Annotated in this window: 15 protein-coding genes; 6 read left to right on the top strand and 9 right to left on the bottom strand. The window is 61.8% G+C overall.

Annotated elements, in window-relative coordinates; genetic code table 11:
- Positions 1-27 precede the first annotated feature (27 nt).
- A complete protein-coding gene (locus DN745_RS13755; RefSeq protein WP_111335723.1) occupies positions 28-1,323 on the bottom strand; it encodes a hypothetical protein in 1,296 nt (431 codons plus the stop codon).
- Between the two features lie 390 nt (positions 1,324-1,713).
- Between DN745_RS13755 and DN745_RS13750 the strand changes: the two genes are divergently transcribed.
- The 3 genes from DN745_RS13750 to DN745_RS13740 all read left to right on the top strand — a co-directional run bounded on the left by DN745_RS13750 (position 1,714) and on the right by DN745_RS13740 (position 6,241).
- Entirely contained in the window at positions 1,714-2,679 is a 966-nt protein-coding gene (locus DN745_RS13750) for an NYN domain-containing protein (protein WP_111335721.1), read from the top strand.
- 151 nt (positions 2,680-2,830) lie between these two features.
- Positions 2,831-4,240, top strand: a complete 1,410-nt coding sequence (locus DN745_RS13745) for a serine/threonine protein kinase (protein WP_162687674.1) — start codon at positions 2,831-2,833, stop codon at positions 4,238-4,240.
- Between the two features lie 84 nt (positions 4,241-4,324).
- Positions 4,325-6,241, top strand: coding sequence for a serine/threonine-protein kinase (locus tag DN745_RS13740; protein WP_111335717.1), 1,917 nt, complete (start codon positions 4,325-4,327; stop codon positions 6,239-6,241).
- A gap of 82 nt (positions 6,242-6,323) precedes the next feature.
- On the opposite strand, the gene DN745_RS13735 is transcribed toward DN745_RS13740, so the two are convergent.
- A complete protein-coding gene (locus DN745_RS13735; protein WP_111335715.1) occupies positions 6,324-7,085 on the bottom strand; it encodes a fatty acid desaturase CarF family protein in 762 nt (253 codons plus the stop codon).
- Positions 7,086-7,202: 117 nt separating this feature from the next.
- Positions 7,203-8,174: an NAD(P)H-quinone oxidoreductase gene (locus DN745_RS13730; RefSeq protein WP_111335713.1), complete on the bottom strand. Its 972-nt coding sequence runs from the start codon at positions 8,172-8,174 to the stop codon at positions 7,203-7,205.
- Between the two features lie 214 nt (positions 8,175-8,388).
- On the opposite strand from DN745_RS13730, the gene DN745_RS13725 reads away from it, so the two are divergent.
- Together DN745_RS13725 and DN745_RS19375 are read left to right on the top strand one after the other, a co-directional pair.
- A complete protein-coding gene (locus DN745_RS13725) occupies positions 8,389-9,759 on the top strand; it encodes a CBS domain-containing protein (protein WP_111335711.1) in 1,371 nt (456 codons plus the stop codon).
- A gap of 105 nt (positions 9,760-9,864) precedes the next feature.
- Positions 9,865-10,008, top strand: a complete 144-nt coding sequence (locus DN745_RS19375) for a hypothetical protein (RefSeq protein WP_162687673.1) — start codon at positions 9,865-9,867, stop codon at positions 10,006-10,008.
- A gap of 19 nt (positions 10,009-10,027) precedes the next feature.
- Here the strand turns inward: DN745_RS19375 and DN745_RS13720 are convergent, their stop codons facing one another.
- Together DN745_RS13720 and DN745_RS13715 are read right to left on the bottom strand one after the other, a co-directional pair.
- Positions 10,028-10,708 carry a deoxynucleoside kinase gene (locus tag DN745_RS13720; RefSeq protein WP_111335709.1) on the bottom strand — a complete coding sequence of 227 codons (681 nt, stop codon included), beginning with the start codon at positions 10,706-10,708 and terminating at the stop codon, positions 10,028-10,030.
- A gap of 186 nt (positions 10,709-10,894) precedes the next feature.
- Complete coding sequence (locus tag DN745_RS13715; protein WP_111335707.1) at positions 10,895-12,043, bottom strand: hypothetical protein; 1,149 nt, start codon at positions 12,041-12,043, stop codon at positions 10,895-10,897.
- A gap of 371 nt (positions 12,044-12,414) precedes the next feature.
- On the opposite strand from DN745_RS13715, the gene lon reads away from it, so the two are divergent.
- On the top strand, positions 12,415-14,826 hold the full coding sequence (lon, locus tag DN745_RS13710; protein ID WP_111335705.1) for an endopeptidase La: 2,412 nt from the start codon (positions 12,415-12,417) through the stop codon (positions 14,824-14,826).
- A 106-nt stretch (positions 14,827-14,932) separates the two neighbouring features.
- Here lon and DN745_RS13705 read toward each other — a convergent pair whose 3' ends face one another.
- The 4 genes from DN745_RS13705 to fni form a co-directional block, all read right to left on the bottom strand.
- A complete protein-coding gene (locus DN745_RS13705; RefSeq protein WP_111335703.1) occupies positions 14,933-15,898 on the bottom strand; it encodes a BspA family leucine-rich repeat surface protein in 966 nt (321 codons plus the stop codon).
- A gap of 73 nt (positions 15,899-15,971) precedes the next feature.
- Complete coding sequence (locus DN745_RS13700) at positions 15,972-16,940, bottom strand: hypothetical protein (protein ID WP_133621833.1); 969 nt, start codon at positions 16,938-16,940, stop codon at positions 15,972-15,974.
- A 183-nt stretch (positions 16,941-17,123) separates the two neighbouring features.
- The gene (locus DN745_RS13695; protein WP_111335699.1) at positions 17,124-19,241 is read right to left on the bottom strand and encodes a TIGR04551 family protein; all 2,118 of its coding nucleotides are present in this window, start codon (positions 19,239-19,241) and stop codon (positions 17,124-17,126) included.
- 252 nt (positions 19,242-19,493) lie between these two features.
- Positions 19,494-20,552, bottom strand: coding sequence for a type 2 isopentenyl-diphosphate Delta-isomerase (fni, locus tag DN745_RS13690; protein ID WP_111335697.1), 1,059 nt, complete (start codon positions 20,550-20,552; stop codon positions 19,494-19,496).
- Positions 20,553-20,814 lie beyond the last annotated feature (262 nt).

Below are 20,814 nucleotides of genomic sequence, written 5' to 3'. Positions count from 1 at the left end.
TCTTATACGTCGGTCATCGCCAGGCGATTACCAGGTATACTCAGCCGACGCGGTGGTCAGGAATCCGCTTCCGCCGCCGATGAAGTTCGGGCCGTTGAGCACGAAGCTATTGGCCAGCGTTCCGTCGAAGGTGAAGTCGCCGACTTTCACGCCCAGACCGGTGCTCCAGCCGAAGCCGTCGCCATAGCCTGCCGGGGTTGCGCCCGGGCCACGCAGCGAGCTGGTGTCGTCGCCGTCGGTGGTCTCGCTGCTATTTCCGGCGATGGCCCAGCGATACTGAGCGCCACTGCGGAAGTAGAGCCAATCGAAGAGTTCGATGTCGGCGGCGAGCTGGACGCCCGGCAGCAGGACGCCATAGGTGCCGCTTCCGTCGTTGTCCTGGCTGTCGTCCGGGTCGGTGCTGGTCATCTCATAGCCGAGGATACCGTAGGCTGCGATGGTCGTTCCAAGACCTTCGCTCACCGCGGCGGTCGTCTCGCCCTCGACGGGCGCAGCGCGCTTGGAGTCGATTTGCCAGACGGGGCCTGCGCCTGCCTGGATGGCGAAGGCCATCTCGCCGGAGGAGGTCGTCGTTCCCGCGACGTCACGGTCAACGCCGGTGTTCTGGAATGCCAGGCCACCGACGAAGCCGAAGTCCATCTGTCCGCGCATCTCATAGATACCGCGGGTGTCCAGGCCGACGCCGATATGGGTGCCCGACAGGGGCGTCTCGTCGCCAACATCGACGCTCATCGTCGAGAAGTTCAGGTTTAGCGCGGTGTCAATCGCCAGGTGGCCGGTGGTCGAATAGCCGACCTGCAGCACCGTGTAGAACTCGCCGGCGGACTGGTCGTCCACGGCTTCGTTGGCCGGGTTGATGGAGGCGCCACCGTTGCCCAGGACCAGGCGTCCGCCCAGCAGACCGCCGCCCATATCGAAGCCGGCGAAGACGTCGACGATATTGCCGGAGCGGGCGTCAAATGTGGCAAGCGCGCCGCCGAAGGGGGAGTTCGGGCCGCCCAGGACGTTGCCCGGGCCGCTGGGGTACATCTCTGAGGCGAAGAGGTTGCCGCGATGCATCGACACACCATAGGCGAGGCGCTCGTCGCCCATGATCAACAGCGCGTTTCCTTGCTCTGCGCCGGCTGCGTAGTCAAAGCCAACCATATTTGCGTATTGGGTGGCCAACTGCGGGAAGGCGAAGACGTCTTCGCGGTCGAGCATCAGGCGGTTGTTCTGAAGCGAGTTGCGCCGAGCGGTCGATGCGTCCGCGTCTGCAACGCCCACGAGGCTAAGGGCGAGGGTCGCGGCACAAAAATACGCAATATTCCGTTTGTTCAACATTACTCAAAACTCCTACAAAAGTAATAAAATAACACTGCCTAAAACTCTCGGACGCCCAATGTGGGTCCGAGCTTGCGCTGCCAACGTGCCAGCAGGAGGGTTTATTTCCGGCTATAGTTGACATTCCACCCAGCACAGGCGAGACACAGAGGCCGAAACGATGTGCTGTCTACGACGTTTCCCACTCAGCAGCCCCTCAGCCTCATGCTGGAGGATGGTCTGCTGGGATGAGAATCGCGTGTTTTCAGCATGAACTCGCAGACAATACAAGGGAATATTTAGATCGAGAATGCTCGACAATCCCGTTGAACTCGCGCTCGACTCGGCCCCTGCGTCCGCCCCAACACTTTATAAATTCAGCGGGCGCCCAATTAATCGAGGAAAATTAGTATGAACCAACCTTATGAACGCACGCCCAATATCGCTATTTTTGCTGACCTGGAAAACGTGGCCATCGGGGTCCGCGAAGCAAAATACGGCGAACTCGACATCGGGCTCGTCCTGGAGCGCTTGCTCGACAAGGGCAACGTCATCGTCAAAAAGGCGTATTGCGAGTGGTCCAATTACGCCTCGCTTAAGAAGCCGTTGCACGAAGCCTCTTTCGAGTTGATCGAGGTGCCCCACGTGTCCTATTCGGGCAAAAACTCCGCCGACATCCGCATGGTCGTCGACGCCCTGGACCTCTGCTATAGCAACGAGCACGTCGACCTCTTCGCCATCCTCACCGGCGACAGCGACTTCTCGCCGCTGGTCAGTAAATTGCGCGAGAATAACAAGCGCGTCATCGGCATCGGCGTGAAGCATACCTCCAGCAACCTGCTGGTGGAGAACTGCGACGAATATATCTATTACGACGACCTGGTCCGCGAGAAAAAGAAGAGCTCGACGTCGCACCGCTCGAAGTCCTCGAACCGCTCGAAGTCCAGCGATAAGTCCAGCTCGCCGAAGTCCTCGGGGCGCAGCGAATCCGGCAGCAGCCGGCGCGCCAGCAAGAGCAGCAAAGCAAGCCAGGCCAGCGCAAGCTCCACCAGCGCGCCGGCCAACGCCGCCAATACCGGCGCCAATGAGGACGACTCCAAGAAGTCGGCGGCCTCCAAAGGTGGCTCCAAAGAGGAGGCCATCGAGATCGTGTTGGCGCAGGTCGAAGCGCTGTTTCGCGAGCGCGACTCCAACGTCTGGGCTTCGCTGGTCAAGCAAACCCTCAAGCGCAAGCGCCCCCACTTCTCCGAGACCTTCTACGGCTTCCGCAACTTCAGCCACCTGCTCGAGGAGGCCAAGGAGCAGGACCTGCTTGAGCTGGAGAAAGACGAGAAGTCCGGCGGCTATATCGTGCTCGGGTTCGGCCCGAACGCCTAAAGTTGGCGGCGCAAAATATATTTCGCGATGCGGATTGTATTGTTTTATTGGGCGAGGATATGCGACACTAAGTGACGTCGTTTGAGTCTCTTTTAGCGCGGGTCCTCGTCCCATGGCAGTCTGTCCGCATTGCGAAACAAAAAGCGAAACCTTGCTCGCAAAATGCCCGAGCGGCGACGGATTCTATCTCGTCGACGACGCGGTTTATGCCTCGGATAAAGACGACCCCATGTTGGGTCGCTGTATCGCGGGGCGTTTTATTATCAGCTCCATTCTGGGGCGCGGGTCGATGGGCACGGTCTATCGGGCGCGCCAGGAGCAGGTGGACCGCGACGTGGCCATTAAGATATTTCGCTCCGAGACGCTGCTGCAGAACGCGCTGGGGCGAAGCGGCTCGCTCCAGGAGCGCGAGGCCGCCCAGGCCCGCTTCGTCCAGGAGGCGCGCGTCCTGGGCAAGCTCTCCCACCCCAATTGCGTCACCGTCTACGACTTCGGCATGGGAGCCGACGGTGAGTTTATGTATATGGCCATGGAATACGTGGCCGGGCTCTCGCTGCATAAAGCCATCCACCGCGGCCTGAAATTCGACGCGATTGTCGAGATTACCCGCCAGATCCTGGCGGCACTGCGCGAGGCGCACACGCTGGGCATCGTGCACCGCGACCTCAAGCCCGAGAATATCGTGCTCTCCTACCGTTTTCACACCGGCGAGCAGATCGTGAAGGTCCTGGACTTCGGGATCGCGAAGTTGCTGCAGAATGACGAAGATCAGTTGACCCGTGCCGGCGCGCTCTTTGGCACGCCCGCCTATATGAGCCCCGAGCAATGCCGCGGCGAGCTTGGGGGCATCGGCCCGCAGGTCGACATCTACGCGCTCGGCTGCATCCTCTACGAGATGCTCTGCGGCCAGCTCCCCTATGTCACCCACATTCCCCAGCAGATGGTGCGGCTGCATCAGGTGGCGCCGATTCCCGCGCTGAACCTTCGGCGAAAATTCGAGGTCCCCCCGGGCTTGCAGGGCTTTGTTCAAACCTGCCTGGCTAAAGATCGAAACGATCGATTCAGCGACGCCGACGCCGCCATCGCGGCGTTCGAGAAGGTGATGGAGGGCGTCGGACCCACCGAAACCGGGCTGCTTGAGTTGACCGCGACCGATTCCGGCGTGCGCGCGCGCCCCGGGATTTCGCGCGGCGCCCGCGGGGTGGTCTTGCCCGGAAATCACGTCGGGGGTCATGCGCTCAACCCGGTCGGCAACGCCGGCGCGGTCGAGCCCGTCGCGCCTCGGCCTGTCGGGGCTCAAGGGCTCTCGTCGGCCATCGCGACCCTTCCTCCCGCGGACACCCCCGCGGCCCCCTCATCCGACACGCTGGATAGCCCCGGAGGCCGGCGCGTTTCGCTCCCGACGAGCGCGGGAACCCGCGCCACGGTCTCGGGCAAAAAGAAGGCCTCGGCCGCCGCGATTCTTGAGTCCAGCCACCTGCGCAATCGCCTGCTCCTGGCGGTGCTCTCACTGGGCATCTGTGTGGCGTTGATCGTGACGATTATCTATTTTTGGGGATAGCCTCCCCGGCTCCTGTGCGAAGGGTGGGCGTCGATAGGTCGCCGCAACTCCTGGGGCTTGCGCAATGACCGACGGAGAAGCGCTATGACACAAGACGCACCATCTGCTGAAATCCTCGCCTTTCGGGAGGCGCTCTCAAAACGCGCGGTGGCTAAGGCGCCGACGATTCAGTCCACGATCCGCGGAGAGGTCCCGGACGCTGGCGCCACCGATTGGCTTAAGGAGACGCCGTTTCCGCTGATCACCGTCACCAAAGACCCCGGCGATACGCGCGCGCTCTTTCGGGTGAGTCGCCAGCTCGGGGAGGGCGGCGCCGGGGCGGTGTATCTGGCCGAGCAGACCACCCTGCACCGCGACGTCGCCCTTAAATCGCCGCTGAGCGTGGCAGGGCAGGCCGCGACCCCGACGAGTGTGGAGCGCGGCGAGGCCGAGCTCAACCTGCTGCTGCGCGAGGCGCGCATCATGGGGTACCTGGAGCATCCGGGTATCGTTCCCATCCACCTGGTCGGGCGCGACGGCAATGGCAACCCCTTCGTCGTGATGAAGCGCATCGAGGGCGAGACCCTGGAGGAGCGCCTCAACGGGCTGGACCGCCAGGCCCGGGCCGCCCAGCGCAACGCGAACCTCGAGGTCATCATCGACGTCTGCCAGGCCCTCGCCTACGCCCACAGCCGGGGCATCGTGCACCGCGATATCAAGCCCGCCAATGTCATGACCGGGGCCTTCGGCGAGGTCTATTTGCTCGACTGGGGCATCGCGGTGGCCTTTAAGGACGGCGTCCCCCGGAGCATCCCGCGCGCCAACGCCGAAGAGGTCGTGGGCACGCCGGCGTTTATGGCGCCTGAGATGGTCAATCTCTCGCACCCGCCGGGCCCCAAAACGGACATCTATTTGATGGGCGGGCTGCTCTATTTTATGCTCACCGGCGAAGTCCCCCACGACGGCAAGGACTCGCCGATGGCGGCGTTCTTTTTGGCGAGTCAGTCCGAGCCGAAGATCTTCGATTCCTCGGTGCCGGCCGAATTGGGTGAGATTTGTAATCGCGCGATGGCCCGCTATCCGGCGGACCGATATGCGTCCATCGAGGCGTTTCGCCAGGCGATTATTTCGTTTCGCGAGCGCGAGGCCGCCCAGGACCTGGCCGAGCGCGGCTGGGAGCGAACCGCCGAGCTTCGCCGCCTGCTCGCCGCCGGCATCCTCGACAACGCCCAGGTCTATTCGGTCTTTGGCGCCGCGCGCCAGGCCCTTGAGGAGTCGATTCGCCAGTGGCCCGACGGCCCCACCGCCCGAAATACCCTGCAGGAGGCGCTTGAGTTGTTGATCGAGTTCGAGCTCGAGCGCGACAACCCCGGCGCCGCGATGCGCTTGCTCGAAGACCTTCCCCGCCCAAACCCGGCCCTGGCCGCCCGCGTCGAGCCGGCTTTTGAGAGCTTTCAGCGCGGCCAACAAGAGGTTGAGGAGCTGCGCCGCGAGATGGACCCGAAGGTCGCCGGGCGCGCGAAGGCAAAGTTCTGGTTCGGCATCGCCCTGGCGGTCGCCGTGCCGCAACTTTTGCCGCAACTGCTCGGGGTTCAGGTGACCGCGCTGAGTCTTGTGGGCGGGCAGGTCGCGTTGGTCGTTCTGCTGGCCGCCATCTGCTTTGTGTTTCGAAAACGCCTCTTCACCACCCGCCTCAATCGACTGCTCGTCACCTCGGTCTGGATGCCGATTTTACTCGCCTTGATGATGCGCGTCGGGGTGTATTTCGGCGCCGGCACCATCGCCTTCGCCCTGGCCGCCGACCTGACGATGGTGGCGTTGCTCGGCATCTACATCGTCATCAATATCGACTCTCGCCTGCTCTTCGGGGTGCCCGGCTATGTGTTGGGGGCGGTCGCTGCGATGGTCTGGCCGGCGTATGCCCCGTGGATCTTTCCGCTCACCCATCTGATAAGCCTGACCGCGGTCGGAATCTATCACCTGCTCGGCGCGGAGCCCGACGCGGCGCCCCGCGGGGTTTAACGAGCGGGCGCGCGCATAATAAAGCCCGGGCGGCCATTTAGGCCAGCCCGGGTTTTCTATTTAGTCGATGACTTCGGCGAGGTTATTCAGCGCTGGGCTGCTCCTCGGCCGTCGGCGGGACATACGGCTCGGGTCCCTTATGGTTGAGCAATTTCTCGATATTTCCAAAGAGGTTGATGCGCTCCAAGAGCGGGTTCATCCAGCCCGAGGTGATGCAATAATCACTCTCATAGGGAAGCGTGTGATGGCGGTCGTGGGCCTCCGGCGACAGGACCAGACGCGAGCGTTGGAGCACCTTGACCACCGGGCCGACTTCGCTCGCGTGGGCCCATTGGTGGAATTGGTTGGTCAAAAAGATGCCCAGCGAGAAGGTCACCGTGAAGCTTGCCAGGCCGACGTACGCGCCGCTGAGCGCCGCGGGCAATACGAATTGCATCGGCACCAAAAACAGCAGCATCGCCACGCAGTTATTGCCGTTTACCTCGACAAAATCGTGCTCCAAGATCTTCTTGGGGAAGGTATGGTGCTCGCGAAACGGATGCACAAATGCCTGGCCCAAAATGGGCGTCTCGGGCGAGCCGAAGCGGTCGGCCAGCCAATGCACGATGCCCGAGGCGAGGTCTGCGCAGAGGTAGCCCACCAGCGCAGCGCCCACCAACCAGCCCATCGACGCGAGCCCCGGCGCCGCCACGATGGCCATAATCAACCGCCAGCTCAGCTCTCCAAGCATGGCCAGGCAGAGCGCGATCGCCACGATCTCGAGCGCGCGGTGTCCGGGGGAATAATCGTAATGTCTGCCTGTATTTGAATGGACTGAAGTGTCCGAAATATTCGAAGTTCCCATACGTCAAAATCCTTAGGTCTTGGGTTTCCACACGTCTATATACAAAACCCCTTCGAAATGCCACCGGGGGAGTCGAAATATATCTTTTTCTGCGCTCCCAAGGCCCGTTTAGCGCGCTCAGAATGTCAGCAGCACTTTGCCGATATTCTCGTTATTTCGAAGCACGGCGTGAGCCTGTTCGGCCTGGGCGATGGGCAATGTCCGGTCGATGATGGGGCGAAGCTCGCCGCGCTGGAACCAGGGCCAGATCTCCTGGCGGAAGCGCTCGGCGATCTCGGTCTTCTCGGCCAGCGTGCGGCTTCGCAAGACCGAGCCGATGACCCGTAATCGGCGCATCAAGATCGGGGTGAGCGACAGCTCGGTGTTAGCACCCGACAGCAGCCCGATGAGCACCAGCCGCCCGCGCAACTTCAGCACGCTGATATTCTTCTGCAGGTAATCCGCGCCCACCGGGTCGAGGATGATGTCGACGCCCTCGCCGTCGGTGAGCTCCTTGATCTGCTCGGCGAAGTCTTCGCGATGGCGGTCGATGGCCGCCTCGACGCCCAACTCGCGCAAGAAGCCGAGCTTGGCCGCGCTCGCGGTCGCGTACACCGGGGAGTCGAAGAGATTGCAGAGTTGAATCGCCGCGCTGCCAACCCCGGAGGCCCCGGCGTGGACCAGCACGCGCTCGCCCTCGGCGAGGTTCGCCTCCAAGAAGACATTGAGGTAGGCGGTGAAAAAGACCTCCGGAATGCCGGCCGCCTCGACCAGGTCCATCTCGTCGGGGACCGCGAGGAGAAGGGGCGCCGGGGCCACCACATATTCGGCGTAGCCGCCGCCCGACAGCAGGCAGCACACGCGGTCGCCGCGCTGCCAACCCTGCACACCCTCGCCGACCTCGGCGATGGTGCCGGAGACCTCGAGCCCCAGGATCTCACTGGCCCCTTCGGGCACCGGATAGCGACCCGTGCGTTGCAATAGATCCGCGCGGTTCACCGCGGTCGCGACCGCTTTGATCAGCACCTCGCCGGGACCCGGTGAGGGGCGCGGGACCTCGGCAAGGACCATGTTTCGCTCGGCGTTTTCTTTAATCTGGATGGCTTTCATAAAAGGCTCGCTGCGTTCGAAGGAGGGCGGTGATTGCGAGTATAACTTTCTAGCAAAGGTCGGGCGCCTTTTATAGCGAGCGACGCGGGCAGGCGTGGGCCTTTGGCGCAATCTGGGGTAGACCTTGGGCGGCATCCTGAGCTAGGAAGAAACGGCTATAAATTTTAAGAATCGCCCTTGAGGGCCACCCAATTATTGTGTCGGAGACTGAATTATGCGCGTCATTATCACCCACGCGAATGCTGATTTAGATGCGGTGGCGAGTCTGGTGTGCGCGCGAAAGCTCTACGGCGACGCGGTCTGCGTGCGCCCGCGCGCGGTGAGCCTGTCGACGCAGCGCTACCTCGCCCTGCACAAAGACCGCGCGGGCTTGCTGCGCGTGCCCGAGGTCGACGCGGCTTCGGTCGACGAGATCGTGGTGGTCGACGTGCGAAATGGGCGCCGACTTCGCGAATACACCGAGTTCTTTAAGACCGCCAAACGCGTCATCGTCTACGACCATCACCCCGCAAGCGCCGACGATATTGAGGCCGACGAGGTCAACGTCGAGCCCGTGGGCTCGTGTGCGACCTTACTGTGCGAGCGCCTGCAAGAGGCCGGCATCGAGCTCAATGAGTGGGAGGCGACCCTGGCGCTGTTGGGGATTTACTCCGACACCGGCAGCCTGTCCTTTGACGGGACCACCCCGCGCGATATCGACGCCGCGGCCTACCTCCTGCGCATGGGCGCGCGCCTGGCGGTGGTCAACCGCTATATGCGCCAGCGCTTTACGCCCGAGCAATTCCAATTATTGACGCAGATGATGGGGCAGCTCGAAGAGGTCAGCGTCGACGCCGTTGAGATCGCGATCAGCACCGGGCACGCGGCCAAATTCGTCCAGTCGGCCGCCGGCGTGGTCGAAGACGTGATGCGCCTGGGCGGCCACGACGCGATCTTTGGCGTCATAGGCTTCGACCAGGGCAAGCGCGTGCAGGTCGTCGGGCGCAGCCGCGTGCCCTATATCAACGTCGGTAAGATCCTGGCCGGGATGGGCGGCGGCGGCCACGCCGGGGCGGGGGCTGCGTCCTTTAAGGGGCGAGACGAAGCGTCGGTGATCGCCGAGATAAAGGAGGCGCTGAACGCTTCGGATCTATCGCCGACCCGCGTCTCGGACCTGATGAGTTCGCCGGTGCAAACCATCGGGCGAGATGTGTCGTTGGGTGAGGCCAAGGCGTTGCTGGAGCGCTGGAATTTCAGCGGCGCGCCGGTGCGCTCGGCGGAGTCCGAGGAGGTATGCGACGCCGAGGTTGGCGACTCCAGCGACGTCAATTGCACCATCATCGACGGCATCATCTCGCGGCGCGACATCGCGCGCGCCGAGGCGGGTGGGAATCTGCATCTGCCGGTCGCCAGCCATATGAGCCACGAGGTGGTCGCCATCCCCCAGGATGAGCCGATTCTGGACGCCTTCGAGCTGATGACCCAGCGCGATATTGGCCGGCTGCCGGTGCGCGACGGCGGGCGCCTGGTCGGTATTATCACCCGCAGCGATATCTTGCGCCGCATGTATAACCAGGAATCACTTGGCCTTTCTGAGCAAAAATGACTATGATCGTCGCGTTGAAGGACGCGAATATCCGTCATAAATAATGAACGGAAAATTGCGGCGGTTTGCGCCTATTTCCGAGCACTCATACCGAAATGAAATATTATGGCAAAATCAAAACGACGTAAGAAGCCCAGAACCACCAAGCAGAAAAACCAGGACGCGCGGGGGCGACGCTTTATCATCACCCTGATCGCGGTGACCGCGCTGTTTATCCTGGGCTTTATCGCGCTGCGCTTGACGGCTTGAGCGCCGCGGCCGCCCGCGCTCAGCTCTGCGTCGGCGCAATCGCGAAGGGCAGTTGATTGTCGGGCGGCAGATCGGCGGTCAGGAAGACCTGGACCTCCTCCAAGAATTGGCATTTCCCCGCGCCCTCGCGGATATCTAAATTCGTGATGTCGACGCTGAGCACCTGCGTGTTGTATTTGCTCTGCGCCACGCTCGCGAACGAATTATAATACCCATTGAGGCCATTGAGGAACGCGGCGGTGATGCCGCGCTCTTCTTCTCGCCCGCGCAGCGCGATGCGTTTAAGCAGCACGTTGACGTCCGGGGTGTGCAGCAAGATCACTTTATTGGGCTGGGAAACCTGGGTGCTAAAGCGCTGGAAATAGTCGAAATACAGGTCCAGTTCGTTGTCGCTTAGATGGCCCAGTCCGTGCAGGTATTTGGCGAAAATCTCGGGGTCTTCGATCAGCGTGCGGTCCTGCACGCAGGAGCCGGTGTGGCGCTCGATCATCATATGGTGCTCGATGCGCTTGAGCAAAAACTCCATCTGGAGCGTGAAGCTCCAGCGCGTCATATCCTGATAATAGGCCTTCAAAAAGCGGTTATCGAGGACAGGCTCGTGGAAGATCTCGAAGCCGAAATGCCGCGATAGAAGTCGCGCAGCCGTGCTTTTCCCGGTGCCGATATTGCCGGCGAGGGCAACAAATACTTTGGGAGCCATTGCAAAATCTCAGTGTGTATTTGGGGGACTCCAGGGGAGCCATCGGTCCATTTAATAACTATTTTGGGGCGATCAATGGCCATCTTCGGGCCGACCGCGCCCCCTTGCATAACGGAGCATTGGCGTGGGCACAAGAAAACCGGGCGAATTGCCCGCTCGAGCCCAAACGATGGGCCGGACTCGGTTTTATTTTGAGGGAGGCTCGGGCGGGTCGATGACCATGACATCCTCCTGGTTCCGCTCGACCTCGCGCTCGAGCTCGGCCACGGTCGCCAGCATCTGCGGCAGCCCCTCAATCGTGGTGCGCATCAGGTAGCTCTGCAGAAAAAAGAGGTGGCTGGTGGTTAAAAAGCGGGTCGCCGGGTCGTTGAGCGAGGGGACAAATCGCGCGAGCATGCCCGACGGCGGGGTGGCGGGTGTCTCTGGCGGGGTGTCGTCCGCCTTTGCCTCGGCTTCGGCGGAGCGAGCGGAATCACGGCGCAAGATGCGCCCCAGCCGCGAGCCACCGAACTTTGCCCGCAGGCCGCCCTCGGCGCGGGCGCTTTTCTCGGCGCTTTGCTCAGCGCTTTGTTGTGCGACGGCGGCGAACGCCTCGGGGTCACCGGCGGCTAACTTCGCCAACAATTTAAAGCGCGGCTCGATGGGGGCGTCCTCGAAATACGCCCGCTGGGCGTCGGGGGTGTGCGGCGGCAATTCGTCGGACTCCAGGGCCGCCAATTCGCAGAGCAGGTCGAGCATCGAATCGCCGAGTCGTGCGCGTTGGCGCTCGAACTCCGCGGCGAATTTGGACGCATCTTCACCGCTGCCACTATCAGGATTTGGGGTCTCTTGGGCGGTGTTCAAGCCCATGAATTCCTTGAGGAAATCGGGCATGTCGCCACCTGCAAAGCTTGCCAGCCCGGAATGACCCGCGTTCTGAGTCGCTTTCATCATTAGCTGGAGCATATCACGCTCATAGCTGCTCGCATGGCGAGCGATGATTTTGAGCACGACCTCGCGGGAGTGGTATTGCTCCAGGGTATCCACAAATTCGAAGAGCAGGCCGGCGTGCGGGTCGAGCTCAAATCCGGTGGCCATGGTCCACTGGGCCAGGCCGGCCATCGACTTTTGGAGCAGGCGCGCGCGCCCCGGCTCGGCCAGCTTGAGGATGGCGGCATGCGCGCCTTTTTCGACCAGTGGCGCGACCGCCGTCATCGCCTCTTCGACCCGTGGTTTTAGGTGGCGAGAGATGAGGTTCGCGGCGCTATTTTGGGCGCGCCGCAGAGCCGCTGGCTTCTCGGCGTCGCCGTCGATCAGCGGCTGGTGGCTGGGTTTTGAGGGCTTTGAAGGGGACATTCGAAATTATTTTGAGTTAATTTGAAAAATGGGGTTGCCTGTGGGCCAGTCGTTACCATGTTTGCGCTGATTGGTTCTCTTGGGCTACCACTCTAGTTCTTTGAGGTTCACTGAATGGAACAAGCAGCTTCAGCGGTCTTTTGACCAACGGCCAAGCAGATTGAGCGTGGGTTTTATGCCCCGGCTCTCGGACTCGAATCTTAATATCATTTGCATGCGTTGCAATCGAATCAAATCATATGGCTTTGTAGAATTATCTACAAATACGCTCGCCGCGCAGGCCCCGGTCGCGACCCGATTGGCGGCCACCGACGAGCGCTCGCCGGCGATACGGATTTCAAGTTAACGCATAAGATCAAAGGGAAATTTATATGTCGGAAATGCAAGGGATTTCACAGGATCAACTATTAGAAGGCGTCCAGGACCTGCCGGTTCTGTTGCTACGCAATACCGTTCTATTTCCCCAGGTGGTCGTGCCCTTGGCAGTGGGCCGACCCAAGAGCCTGCGTCTGATCGTCGAAGCCGCCGAGAATGAAACACCGATCGCGATTTTAACCCAAAAAGACGCCGAGATTGATGACCCGACCACCGGTGACCTCTACACCATCGGTACGGTCGCGCGCGTGATCAAGAGCGTGAAGCTGGCCGAGGACAATTATAGCGTTGTCATCCAGGGCCAGCAGCGCATCGAGCTGCAGGAGATGCTCCAGGAGGAGCCGTATTTCCGCGGTCGCTTCAAGGTCTTTCCGCCGGAGACGCCGCTGGAGGCCGATAAGGTCGAGATTTCGGCGCTCTTTCGCAACCTGAAGAAGACCGCAAAGCAGGTCGTGAAGTTCATCCCGGAGATGCCGCGCGAGGCCGCGCAGATGGTCGACGGGGTCGACGACCCGGGTCAGCTCTGTGATTTCGTCGCCGCGAATATGGACATTCCGGTCGAAGAAAAGCAGCAGATCCTGCAGACCGTTCCGCTCAAAGAGCGACTCGAAACGGTGGTGACGCTGCTCGCCCGACAGCTCGAAGTCCTGCGCGTTAGCGACAAGATTCAGAGCCAGATCAAAGAAGAGATCGACAAAAATCAGCGCGAATATTATCTGCGCCAGCAGCTCAAGGCCATCAAAGAACAGCTCGGCGAGCTCGACGGCGAGGGCGGAGATCTCGAGGAGTTGGCTCGCCTCATCGACGAGAAGGACCTCCCCGAAGAGGTCGAGAAGAAGGCGCGCAAGCAGCTGTCGCGCCTGCGCATGATGCAGCCCGCCTCGAGCGAGTACGGGGTCACGCGCACCTATGTCGAAACGCTCATGGACATCCCGTGGAGCGAGCAGACCACCGACAAGCTCGACGTGAAGAACGCGCGCGAGATTCTCGACGAGGATCACTACGACCTGGATAAGGTCAAAAAACGCATCATCGAATACCTGGCAGTGCGCCAGCTCAAAAAAGATATGAAGGGGCCGATTCTCTGCCTCGTTGGCCCGCCTGGCGTGGGTAAAACCAGCCTGGGTCGCTCGGTGGCGCGCGCGTTGGGACGCAAATTCGTGCGCATCTCCCTGGGCGGCGTGCACGACGAGTCCGAGATTCGCGGTCACCGTCGTACCTACGTCGGCGCGCTCCCCGGCCGTATCGTGCAGGCCCTGCGAAAGGCCGGCACGAGTAACCCGGTCTTTATGCTCGACGAGATCGACAAGGTCGGTCGTGACTTCCGCGGCGACCCCTCCGCGGCGCTGCTGGAGGTCCTGGACCCCGAGCAGAACGACACCTTCAGTGACCACTATGTTGAGCTGCCGGTCGACCTCTCCAACGTCCTATTCGTGGCCACCGCGAATATGCTCGACTCGGTCTCGCCGCCGCTTCGCGACCGTATGGATGTCATCGAGATTCCGGGTTATACCGCCTACGATAAACAGCATATCGCGCGCGAATACCTGATCCCGCGTCAGCTGGAGCAACACGGTCTGAGCGACAAGAACCTCGTCTTTGACGACGCCTCGCTTGAGTCGATTATTCGCAATTACACCCGCGAAGCCGGCGTGCGAAGCCTTGACCGGCGCATCGCCGACGTCTGCCGCGGCGTCGCGGTGAAGGTCGCTGAGACCGAAGAGTCCAAGCGCGACGAGATCAAGGTCAACGTCGTCAAGGATATGCTGATCGACTATCTCGGGCCGGAGAAATTCCAGCACGAGGTCGCACAGCGCACCTCTCAGCCCGGTGTCGCGACCGGTCTTGCATGGACCCCGTCGGGCGGCGATATCCTCTTTATCGAGTCCACCCGTATGCTCGGAAAAGGCGAGTTGGTGCTGACCGGCCAGCTTGGCGACGTGATGAAGGAGTCGGTGCGCGCCGCGCTTAGTTATATTCGCGCCAACGCCGAGGAGTTTGGCCTCGACCCCGACTTCATCAAGGGCCACGATATCCATATCCATGTGCCCGCAGGCGCCATCCCCAAAGATGGTCCCTCGGCCGGTATCACGATGTATAGCTCGATTATGAGCCTGCTGACCGGCGTGCGCATTCGCAGCGACGTCGCGATGACCGGCGAGATTACCCTGCGCGGTAATGTCCTGGCCGTCGGCGGTATCAAGGAGAAGGTCCTCGCGGCCCATCGCTCCGAGATCAAACGCATCGTCATGCCCAAGCGTAACGAGAAGGACCTCATCGACGTGTCGCCCGAGATCAAGGCGGACCTCGAGATCTTCTTCGTCGACCACGTCAGCGAGTTGGCCCAATACGTCTTTGAGGACGATATTAAGGCCGATGATAAGCCCAAAAAGGGTGTCGCTGAATAAGGCCTGAATGTACGAAGGTTCCGCGCTTAAATGCGGATCCTAAAAAGCCGTCGGCACCCATTGGGGGCCGGCGGCTTTTCTATGGGGACGGCGATGAGGATGCGGCTTAATTCAAGCAGACACGTGAAGGGTAACTAGTCGCGTCGCTAATCGTCCAGCAATAGTCCGTCAATAACTTTGCGCGGGCTGTGGTTGCTTCCTGCGAACCAACGGTGGAGTTCCCACCCGAAAAGATCACACCCGATTCACGAGGCTCTGCGAACTCAGCCCAGCCGGTCAGTATCTGATCATAAACATCCTCCGATAGGGTGACCCCCTTAAACATATCTTCCATGGACTTCACCCGACGAATATCCCACTCGCCGAGCGGCTGATTGAAGGATATCGCCCCGTCGAACATACCTCGCATGGAGGTGATATGGCTGACGTCCCAGGCCTGCATTGCTGCATTTCGATCGAGGCTTTCGGCGTTCATAAACATCCCGACTAATGACGTCGTAGCCGATAGGTCGGGGGTATCCGTGGCTGTGATTCTTAAATTGGCCGCGTTCTCAAATTGGTGTGTGGTTTCCCCGAGTTGGAGTGGCCCCCAGGCTTTGATTTCGCGCAGGTTCTTGACGCTGATTCCACCCTCCTTAAACGCCCATCCGTGGATCGTCTCACGAATGGTTATCGTGGCCTCTGATATCTCCGCTACGTAGGTATGCTTGGTATCTTCGGAATCCCATTGCGTGATTTGCGCGGTGTTTCCGTCTCCCCAATCGACGCTAAAGTCGTATATCCCATTCTCTACGAGTGGCAGCGCGACAGTGAAGCGTGAAGCCGGTGTGTCATCTGCGTTTTTCCACCTTGTCACAAAGGCTGGGCCGTTGCCGCTGGCATCCGGCGTAACTTCGGCGTCGGTCGAGGGAACGGCGTCGGTCGAGGTTGCGCCGTCGGCGCCCGCATCGAGCATCCCGGTTTGGGCGTCGTTGCCGGACGCATCTCCGGCTGCGTCGAGCAGCGCGCAGCCCGAGATGCTAAATATAATGAGCGTGAGAAGCGGCGTGAGGCGTGACAGCGATAATCTCATCGAGTTCCGGGTATTCGGTGGTGGGGAGTTAGCTTCCCATCACATAACTTTGTCAGGTCATGGGTTAAATCAGCTAGGCTTGCTTGGCGAGCCACTCGTTCACGCGCGCGCTGTCCCATGGGGCCAACCCGCAGCGCGCCATCTGGCGGCTGAGCGCTTTGTCGAAGATCTTAAAGTCGTGGGTGTCCCGCGCAGCCGCGACCTCGTCGAGGTATTTGGGGGACTCGAAATAGGCGCGCATCTCGGAGTTGCAGGGGTGCACCATTGCCTCGTGGAACCATTCGTAGGGTTCCTCGGGGTCGTTCTTTTTGTCGACGATCATCTTCCACTGAAAAGCCCAGCTCGCGGCCACCAGGTGCGTCGGGTCGTCGAGGGGGGACTTGCCGTTGAAGAGGTCGCGCTGAAGCGCCTGCAGTGCTCCTTCGGCCTGAGGGTCGATATAGTGGTAGGTGCCGGCGTACATAATCGCGTTGTGGAAATGCGCGGGCACGGTCACCAGGCCGCCGAGCTTGAGGCGGCGGCACGTGTTGGTCAGCAGCCCCATCACCTGCTCGCCCAGGCCGCTGCCCGGGTGGACCTGACCCGGCAGGGGCAGTCGGTCGGGGCCAAAGCTCGAGCGTGGGTTCTGCATCAGGAGCCAGTGGATATTGAGCATGGGCGCGAACGCTGGCGTGGTCGCATCCAGGAAGTCGTCGCGGAAATGCAGGACCGTGCGTGATGCCACCAACTCCAGCAGCGGCTCCTCGATCTTGGGGCGCTCGCTCCAGATGCGCAGCATCTGCTCCTCGCTATCCTCGAGGTTCAGCTCGAGCCGAATCTCCTTAAAGCCGCGTTTGCGCAGGTCTTTGTTCATGCCGTAGCGCTCAAGGGCGAGCGAGAGTCCCTCTTTGGTATAGAAGCCCAGCCAGAGCTCGGGGTCGTAGTCGAAGAGATCCATCAGCCCGAGGTCGTCGAGGGGGCGCAAGCCGCGCTGCAACTCAACTCGACTCAGGTCGCGATAGGCCTGTTCGTAATATTTTCGAAGCTTTGACGATCGACTCATGGGCATCACCCTTGATGGGGACTCTTGCTGGCGATAGGGCGCGAGCATAGCCAATATGCCGGCGAATTACGACTGAAACCGCCACTTTTTGGAGCGTTTATCCTAGACCAAAACAAAAGCCAGCGCGACCGAGTCGCGCTGGCTTTTATAAAGATAAACAGCTTTTGAGGTCTAACCCTTCAATTAGAAGTGCCAGTTCAAATTGGCCTGAATGGTCCAGGCGAAGCTCGGCGCGAAGGTCTGGCCGTATTGCAGCGGCTGGTCGCCGTAGGGGACCAGGCGTTGGCTGTTGATCTGCGGCTCAAGTCCCGCGAAGGGGAAGAGAATGCCGCCGGCGAGTTCGGCCTGGAATTGGTCGGACTCGATATAGCGAGCGGCGGCGTCGAACTCCAGGCCGAGCAGGCTATTGCCGCCGCTGGAGATCTCGTCGACCACCACCGCCGAGGGGGTGCCCGCCGGGTCGGCTGCCGCCGAGAAGATCGCGTCAAGTTGGATTTCCATGCGGCTTGCGGGCGACTCGAAGAAACGAACCTGCGCCCATGGCTTGGCGTAATACGCGTTGGTCACCGTGCCGATGACTTCGCGGAACAAGATCATATCGACCTGATAATTCGGGCTGAAGCGATAGAATTGCATCGCCGCGCGCCCGCGCGAATTGATATGTCCGCTGGCGTCGCTCTGGAATCCCCAGTTGCGCTCGGCGCCGCCGGAGGCAAAGCCACCGTTGAGGCCGAAGCGAACCGGTCCGCCCATATAGAGCTCACTCTCGAGGGCCACGCCGAATTGGCTAAGCGTGGTGGAGGCGTCCTTGCGGTCGGAGCCGGTGCCGGTGCTGGTGCAGATGGCCTCGTTGGCCGCGAAGGTGTCCGCGTCGAAGCAATTGACCGCGTCGTTATCGTCGCTCACGCCCACCGGGTCGGTGCCGGCGTTGTCGATATTTCCGAACACGCCGATCGCCTCAAGCGAGACCCGGAGCAGCATGTCGGGCTCGGGGTTATACATCATCTCGAACCACAGGTCCGGGATATACATCTGCATGCCGCGGTAGGTCAGGGTGCCCTGGTCGAGGCGGTCCAACTCGCCGGCGTCCGCGCCGGAGTTCGGCTGGAAGAACCCGCGCTGGGTGCGGTAGGTGAAGTAGAGGCCGCCGTCGAAGACAGGCTTCTTCTCGACCTGAAGACGGTGCGCGCGAAGCTCGCGGTCCTGGCGGGTGCGCGCCTGGTGGAAGATGGCCAGGGTATATTGGTCGACGTCGTCGATCTGGCCGGCGTCATAGGCCTGGCCCGCGAAGGTCAGCGGGGCGGTGGCCAATCCGTCGGCCGGGAAGTCGGCGGTCAGGCGGGCGTAGAATTCCCACACAGGGATGGTCAGCGAGAGGCGGTCGATCGGGTTCTCGACCCGGCAACTAAAGCAGTCGCCGTCGTTGGCGAAGATGCCCAGGCCCCACTGGTCGTCCATGCGACCGGCGCGGAAGGTCGCCGAGAGTACGTCGATCTCGGCCCATGCCTCGTTAACCTTGATGATGGGCTGGGATTTGTCGACGCCGGCGACCCCGAAACGCTCGATATTTCCCTGCTGGGTGCCCAGCACGATATTGTCGAGCAGGTCCGCCTCAACATGCAGGCGAAGCGACTCGGTGATGTTGATCTCGGGCTCCAGGCGCAGCCGCATATCGGTCGACCAGAGCGTGTCCGCCTCGGCGTCGACCGGGGTCGTCGTCTGGTCGTTGGGCGGGGTGTATTGCTCCACGGGCGGCGGCACCGCCGAGGTCCCGAAGGTGTCTAAGTCGAAATTCTTTTTATAGGCGTTTCGCAGCCGGAAGGACCCGCTCCAATCCACGAAGGGGTAGACTTTGGCCGGCGTGATGCTCTGGAGCACCGCCTCGTCAAGGTCTTCGAGCGGCACGAACTCGTCGTTGCTCGATGCCTTTGCCAGGTCCGCGATGGGGCTGGTCTTGGGCGGGGGCGCGATGATCGCTTTTCCGGTGTTCTCGGGCGTCGGCTCGGCGTCCTCGTCGACGAGCGCAGGCGCGACGGCCTCTTCCTCGACGCCGTCTTCGCCGGCGCGGTCCTCATCCGCGACACCGTCTTCGCCGGCACCGTCCTCATCCGCGTCGCCTTCTTCGGCGTCCGCGTCCTCAGCCTCGTCCGACGGGGCCGGGACGTCCGCGCTCGGTGTGTCCGCCGCGGCTGCGGGCTCGGCGCTATCCTGCGTGGCCGGCGTATCCTGGGCGTAAGCCGAGCTGGTGGCGCAGACGAGCAGGGCGGTGACCAAACAGCGAAATAATAGCGAGTTATTCATTTAGTATCCGTTCGAAAGGCGTCGAAATGGTGCGCCAGACCAGCGGCAATTAAACACATCTTTAGCCGTATAACCAAGCTGGTGGGCGTGAAGTAGCACGCAAATTTTTTGAGTGTCAAGCCGGCGGGTGTTGCGCAGGCCGGCCGGGGCGTGTTCTGGGCCCCGCTATCGCCCGGCGAGCCGTCGGTGAAGGCGGTTGTCCGGGCGGATAACTGGGCGGATAACTGGGCGCGAAGCGCGCGGGTAATCCAATTATTGATGCGCCAACCAGCGCTGCAAATTGGGCCCCAGGATGCGCGGGGCCTGGCGCAGCTCGGCCAGGTTGTGGGAGCCGGTCAGCAGGCAGGCGACCCGCAGCGCATGGAGGGTCGTGTGCCCGTATTTAAGCGCGGCTTCCGGGCCCTCGTTATAGGCTGCTTTGAGCCAGGGCAGCGCCATGCCCGCAAGGTTTGCGCCCAGGGCGATGGCGCGCGCGGCGTCCAGCCCGGTGCGCAGCCCGCCGGAGCCAATCACCTGAAACCCGCGCTCGGCCGCGTAGCCGATCGCGGCGCCCGTCGGCACGCCCCAATCCCAGAACATATCGCCGATTTCGGCCTTCTCAGGCGTGGTGCGAAGCGTCTCGACCCCCACCCAGGTGGTCCCGCCCGCCCCCGAGGTGTCGACCCATTGGACGCCGGTCTGCTTTAATTTGTCGAGCGCGCGCGGGCCGATGCCGCAGCCGGTTTCTTTGGCGATCACCGGGACCGACAGCGCGTCGACCAGGCGCGCGATGCCGTCGATGCAGCCGCGAAAGTCGCGGTCCCCCTCGGGTTGGATCATCTCCTGGCCGGGGTTCAAATGCACGCAAAGCGCGTCGGCGTCGATGGCGCCCACCAGGTCTTCGAGCTCGGCGGTGGAGGACTCGGCCACCTGCACCGCGCCGATATTGCCGAAGAGCAGCACGTCCGGGGCGACCTCGCGCACCCGGTAGGTCTGGGCCAGGTCGGGGTGGCGCATCATGGCGCGCTGGCTGCCCACGCCGAACGCGATGCCCAATTCCTGGGCGACCCGCGCCAGGGTCAGGTTGATCTCCTGGGCCCGCTCCGCCCCCCCGGTCATCCCGGTGATCAGCAGCGGCGCGGCCAGGCGCTTGCCCATGACCTCGCTGCTCAGGTCGATCGCGTCGAGCGATAACTCCGGCAGGGAATCGTGCAGGAATTCAACTTCCTCGAGCAAGGTCGATTTGCCCCGATATTCCACCTGCTGCTGGGCGCATAGGTCGATATGGTCGAGTTTTCGTTGCGAGATATGGCCGGTCGGAGCGTCGCTCATTGGATTCCCAGATAATAACGATAAATGTTGAACAATGCGGCGCCCTCGGCCCTACTCAAAGCGATCGGCGCCTGCGGTTAGCTGCCGTGGCTCATAACACAAACCCGAGCGGAAATGCGATGAGATAAACGCCCATCAGTCTAAGCTCGCCGGGCGCATCTTCAAGGGATTGCCCCGGGCGCGCTTTCGCCGCCGCGGCAATATCCACCGGTGGCCGGGTGGGTTATAGTCCGGGGCAGCGCGGCGCTTGGCCGCGCCGGGT

Origin of the sequence: Bradymonas sediminis, assembly GCF_003258315.1 — a bacterium.
In the GTDB taxonomy this organism is placed as follows: domain Bacteria; phylum Myxococcota_A; class Bradymonadia; order Bradymonadales; family Bradymonadaceae; genus Bradymonas; species Bradymonas sediminis.
This window is presented reverse-complemented; position numbering and strand designations above follow the sequence as displayed.

Excerpts from the sequence above, each read along its gene's own strand:
- DN745_RS13755 (WP_111335723.1), bottom strand. The coding sequence starts at position 1,323 with ATGTTGAACAAACGGAATATTGCGTATTTTTGTGCCGCGACCCTCGCC.
- DN745_RS13750 (WP_111335721.1), top strand. The coding sequence starts at position 1,714 with ATGAACCAACCTTATGAACGCACGCCCAATATCGCTATTTTTGCTGAC.
- DN745_RS13740 (WP_111335717.1), top strand. The coding sequence starts at position 4,325 with ATGACACAAGACGCACCATCTGCTGAAATCCTCGCCTTTCGGGAGGCG.
- DN745_RS13735 (WP_111335715.1), bottom strand. The coding sequence starts at position 7,085 with ATGGGAACTTCGAATATTTCGGACACTTCAGTCCATTCAAATACAGGC.
- DN745_RS13730 (WP_111335713.1), bottom strand. The coding sequence starts at position 8,174 with ATGAAAGCCATCCAGATTAAAGAAAACGCCGAGCGAAACATGGTCCTT.
- DN745_RS13725 (WP_111335711.1), top strand. The coding sequence starts at position 8,389 with ATGCGCGTCATTATCACCCACGCGAATGCTGATTTAGATGCGGTGGCG.
- DN745_RS19375 (WP_162687673.1), top strand. The coding sequence starts at position 9,865 with ATGGCAAAATCAAAACGACGTAAGAAGCCCAGAACCACCAAGCAGAAA.
- DN745_RS13720 (WP_111335709.1), bottom strand. The coding sequence starts at position 10,708 with ATGGCTCCCAAAGTATTTGTTGCCCTCGCCGGCAATATCGGCACCGGG.
- DN745_RS13715 (WP_111335707.1), bottom strand. The coding sequence starts at position 12,043 with ATGTCCCCTTCAAAGCCCTCAAAACCCAGCCACCAGCCGCTGATCGAC.
- lon (WP_111335705.1), top strand. The coding sequence starts at position 12,415 with ATGTCGGAAATGCAAGGGATTTCACAGGATCAACTATTAGAAGGCGTC.
- DN745_RS13705 (WP_111335703.1), bottom strand. The coding sequence starts at position 15,898 with ATGAGATTATCGCTGTCACGCCTCACGCCGCTTCTCACGCTCATTATA.
- DN745_RS13700 (WP_133621833.1), bottom strand. The coding sequence starts at position 16,940 with ATGAGTCGATCGTCAAAGCTTCGAAAATATTACGAACAGGCCTATCGC.
- DN745_RS13695 (WP_111335699.1), bottom strand. The coding sequence starts at position 19,241 with ATGAATAACTCGCTATTATTTCGCTGTTTGGTCACCGCCCTGCTCGTC.
- fni (WP_111335697.1), bottom strand. The coding sequence starts at position 20,552 with ATGAGCGACGCTCCGACCGGCCATATCTCGCAACGAAAACTCGACCAT.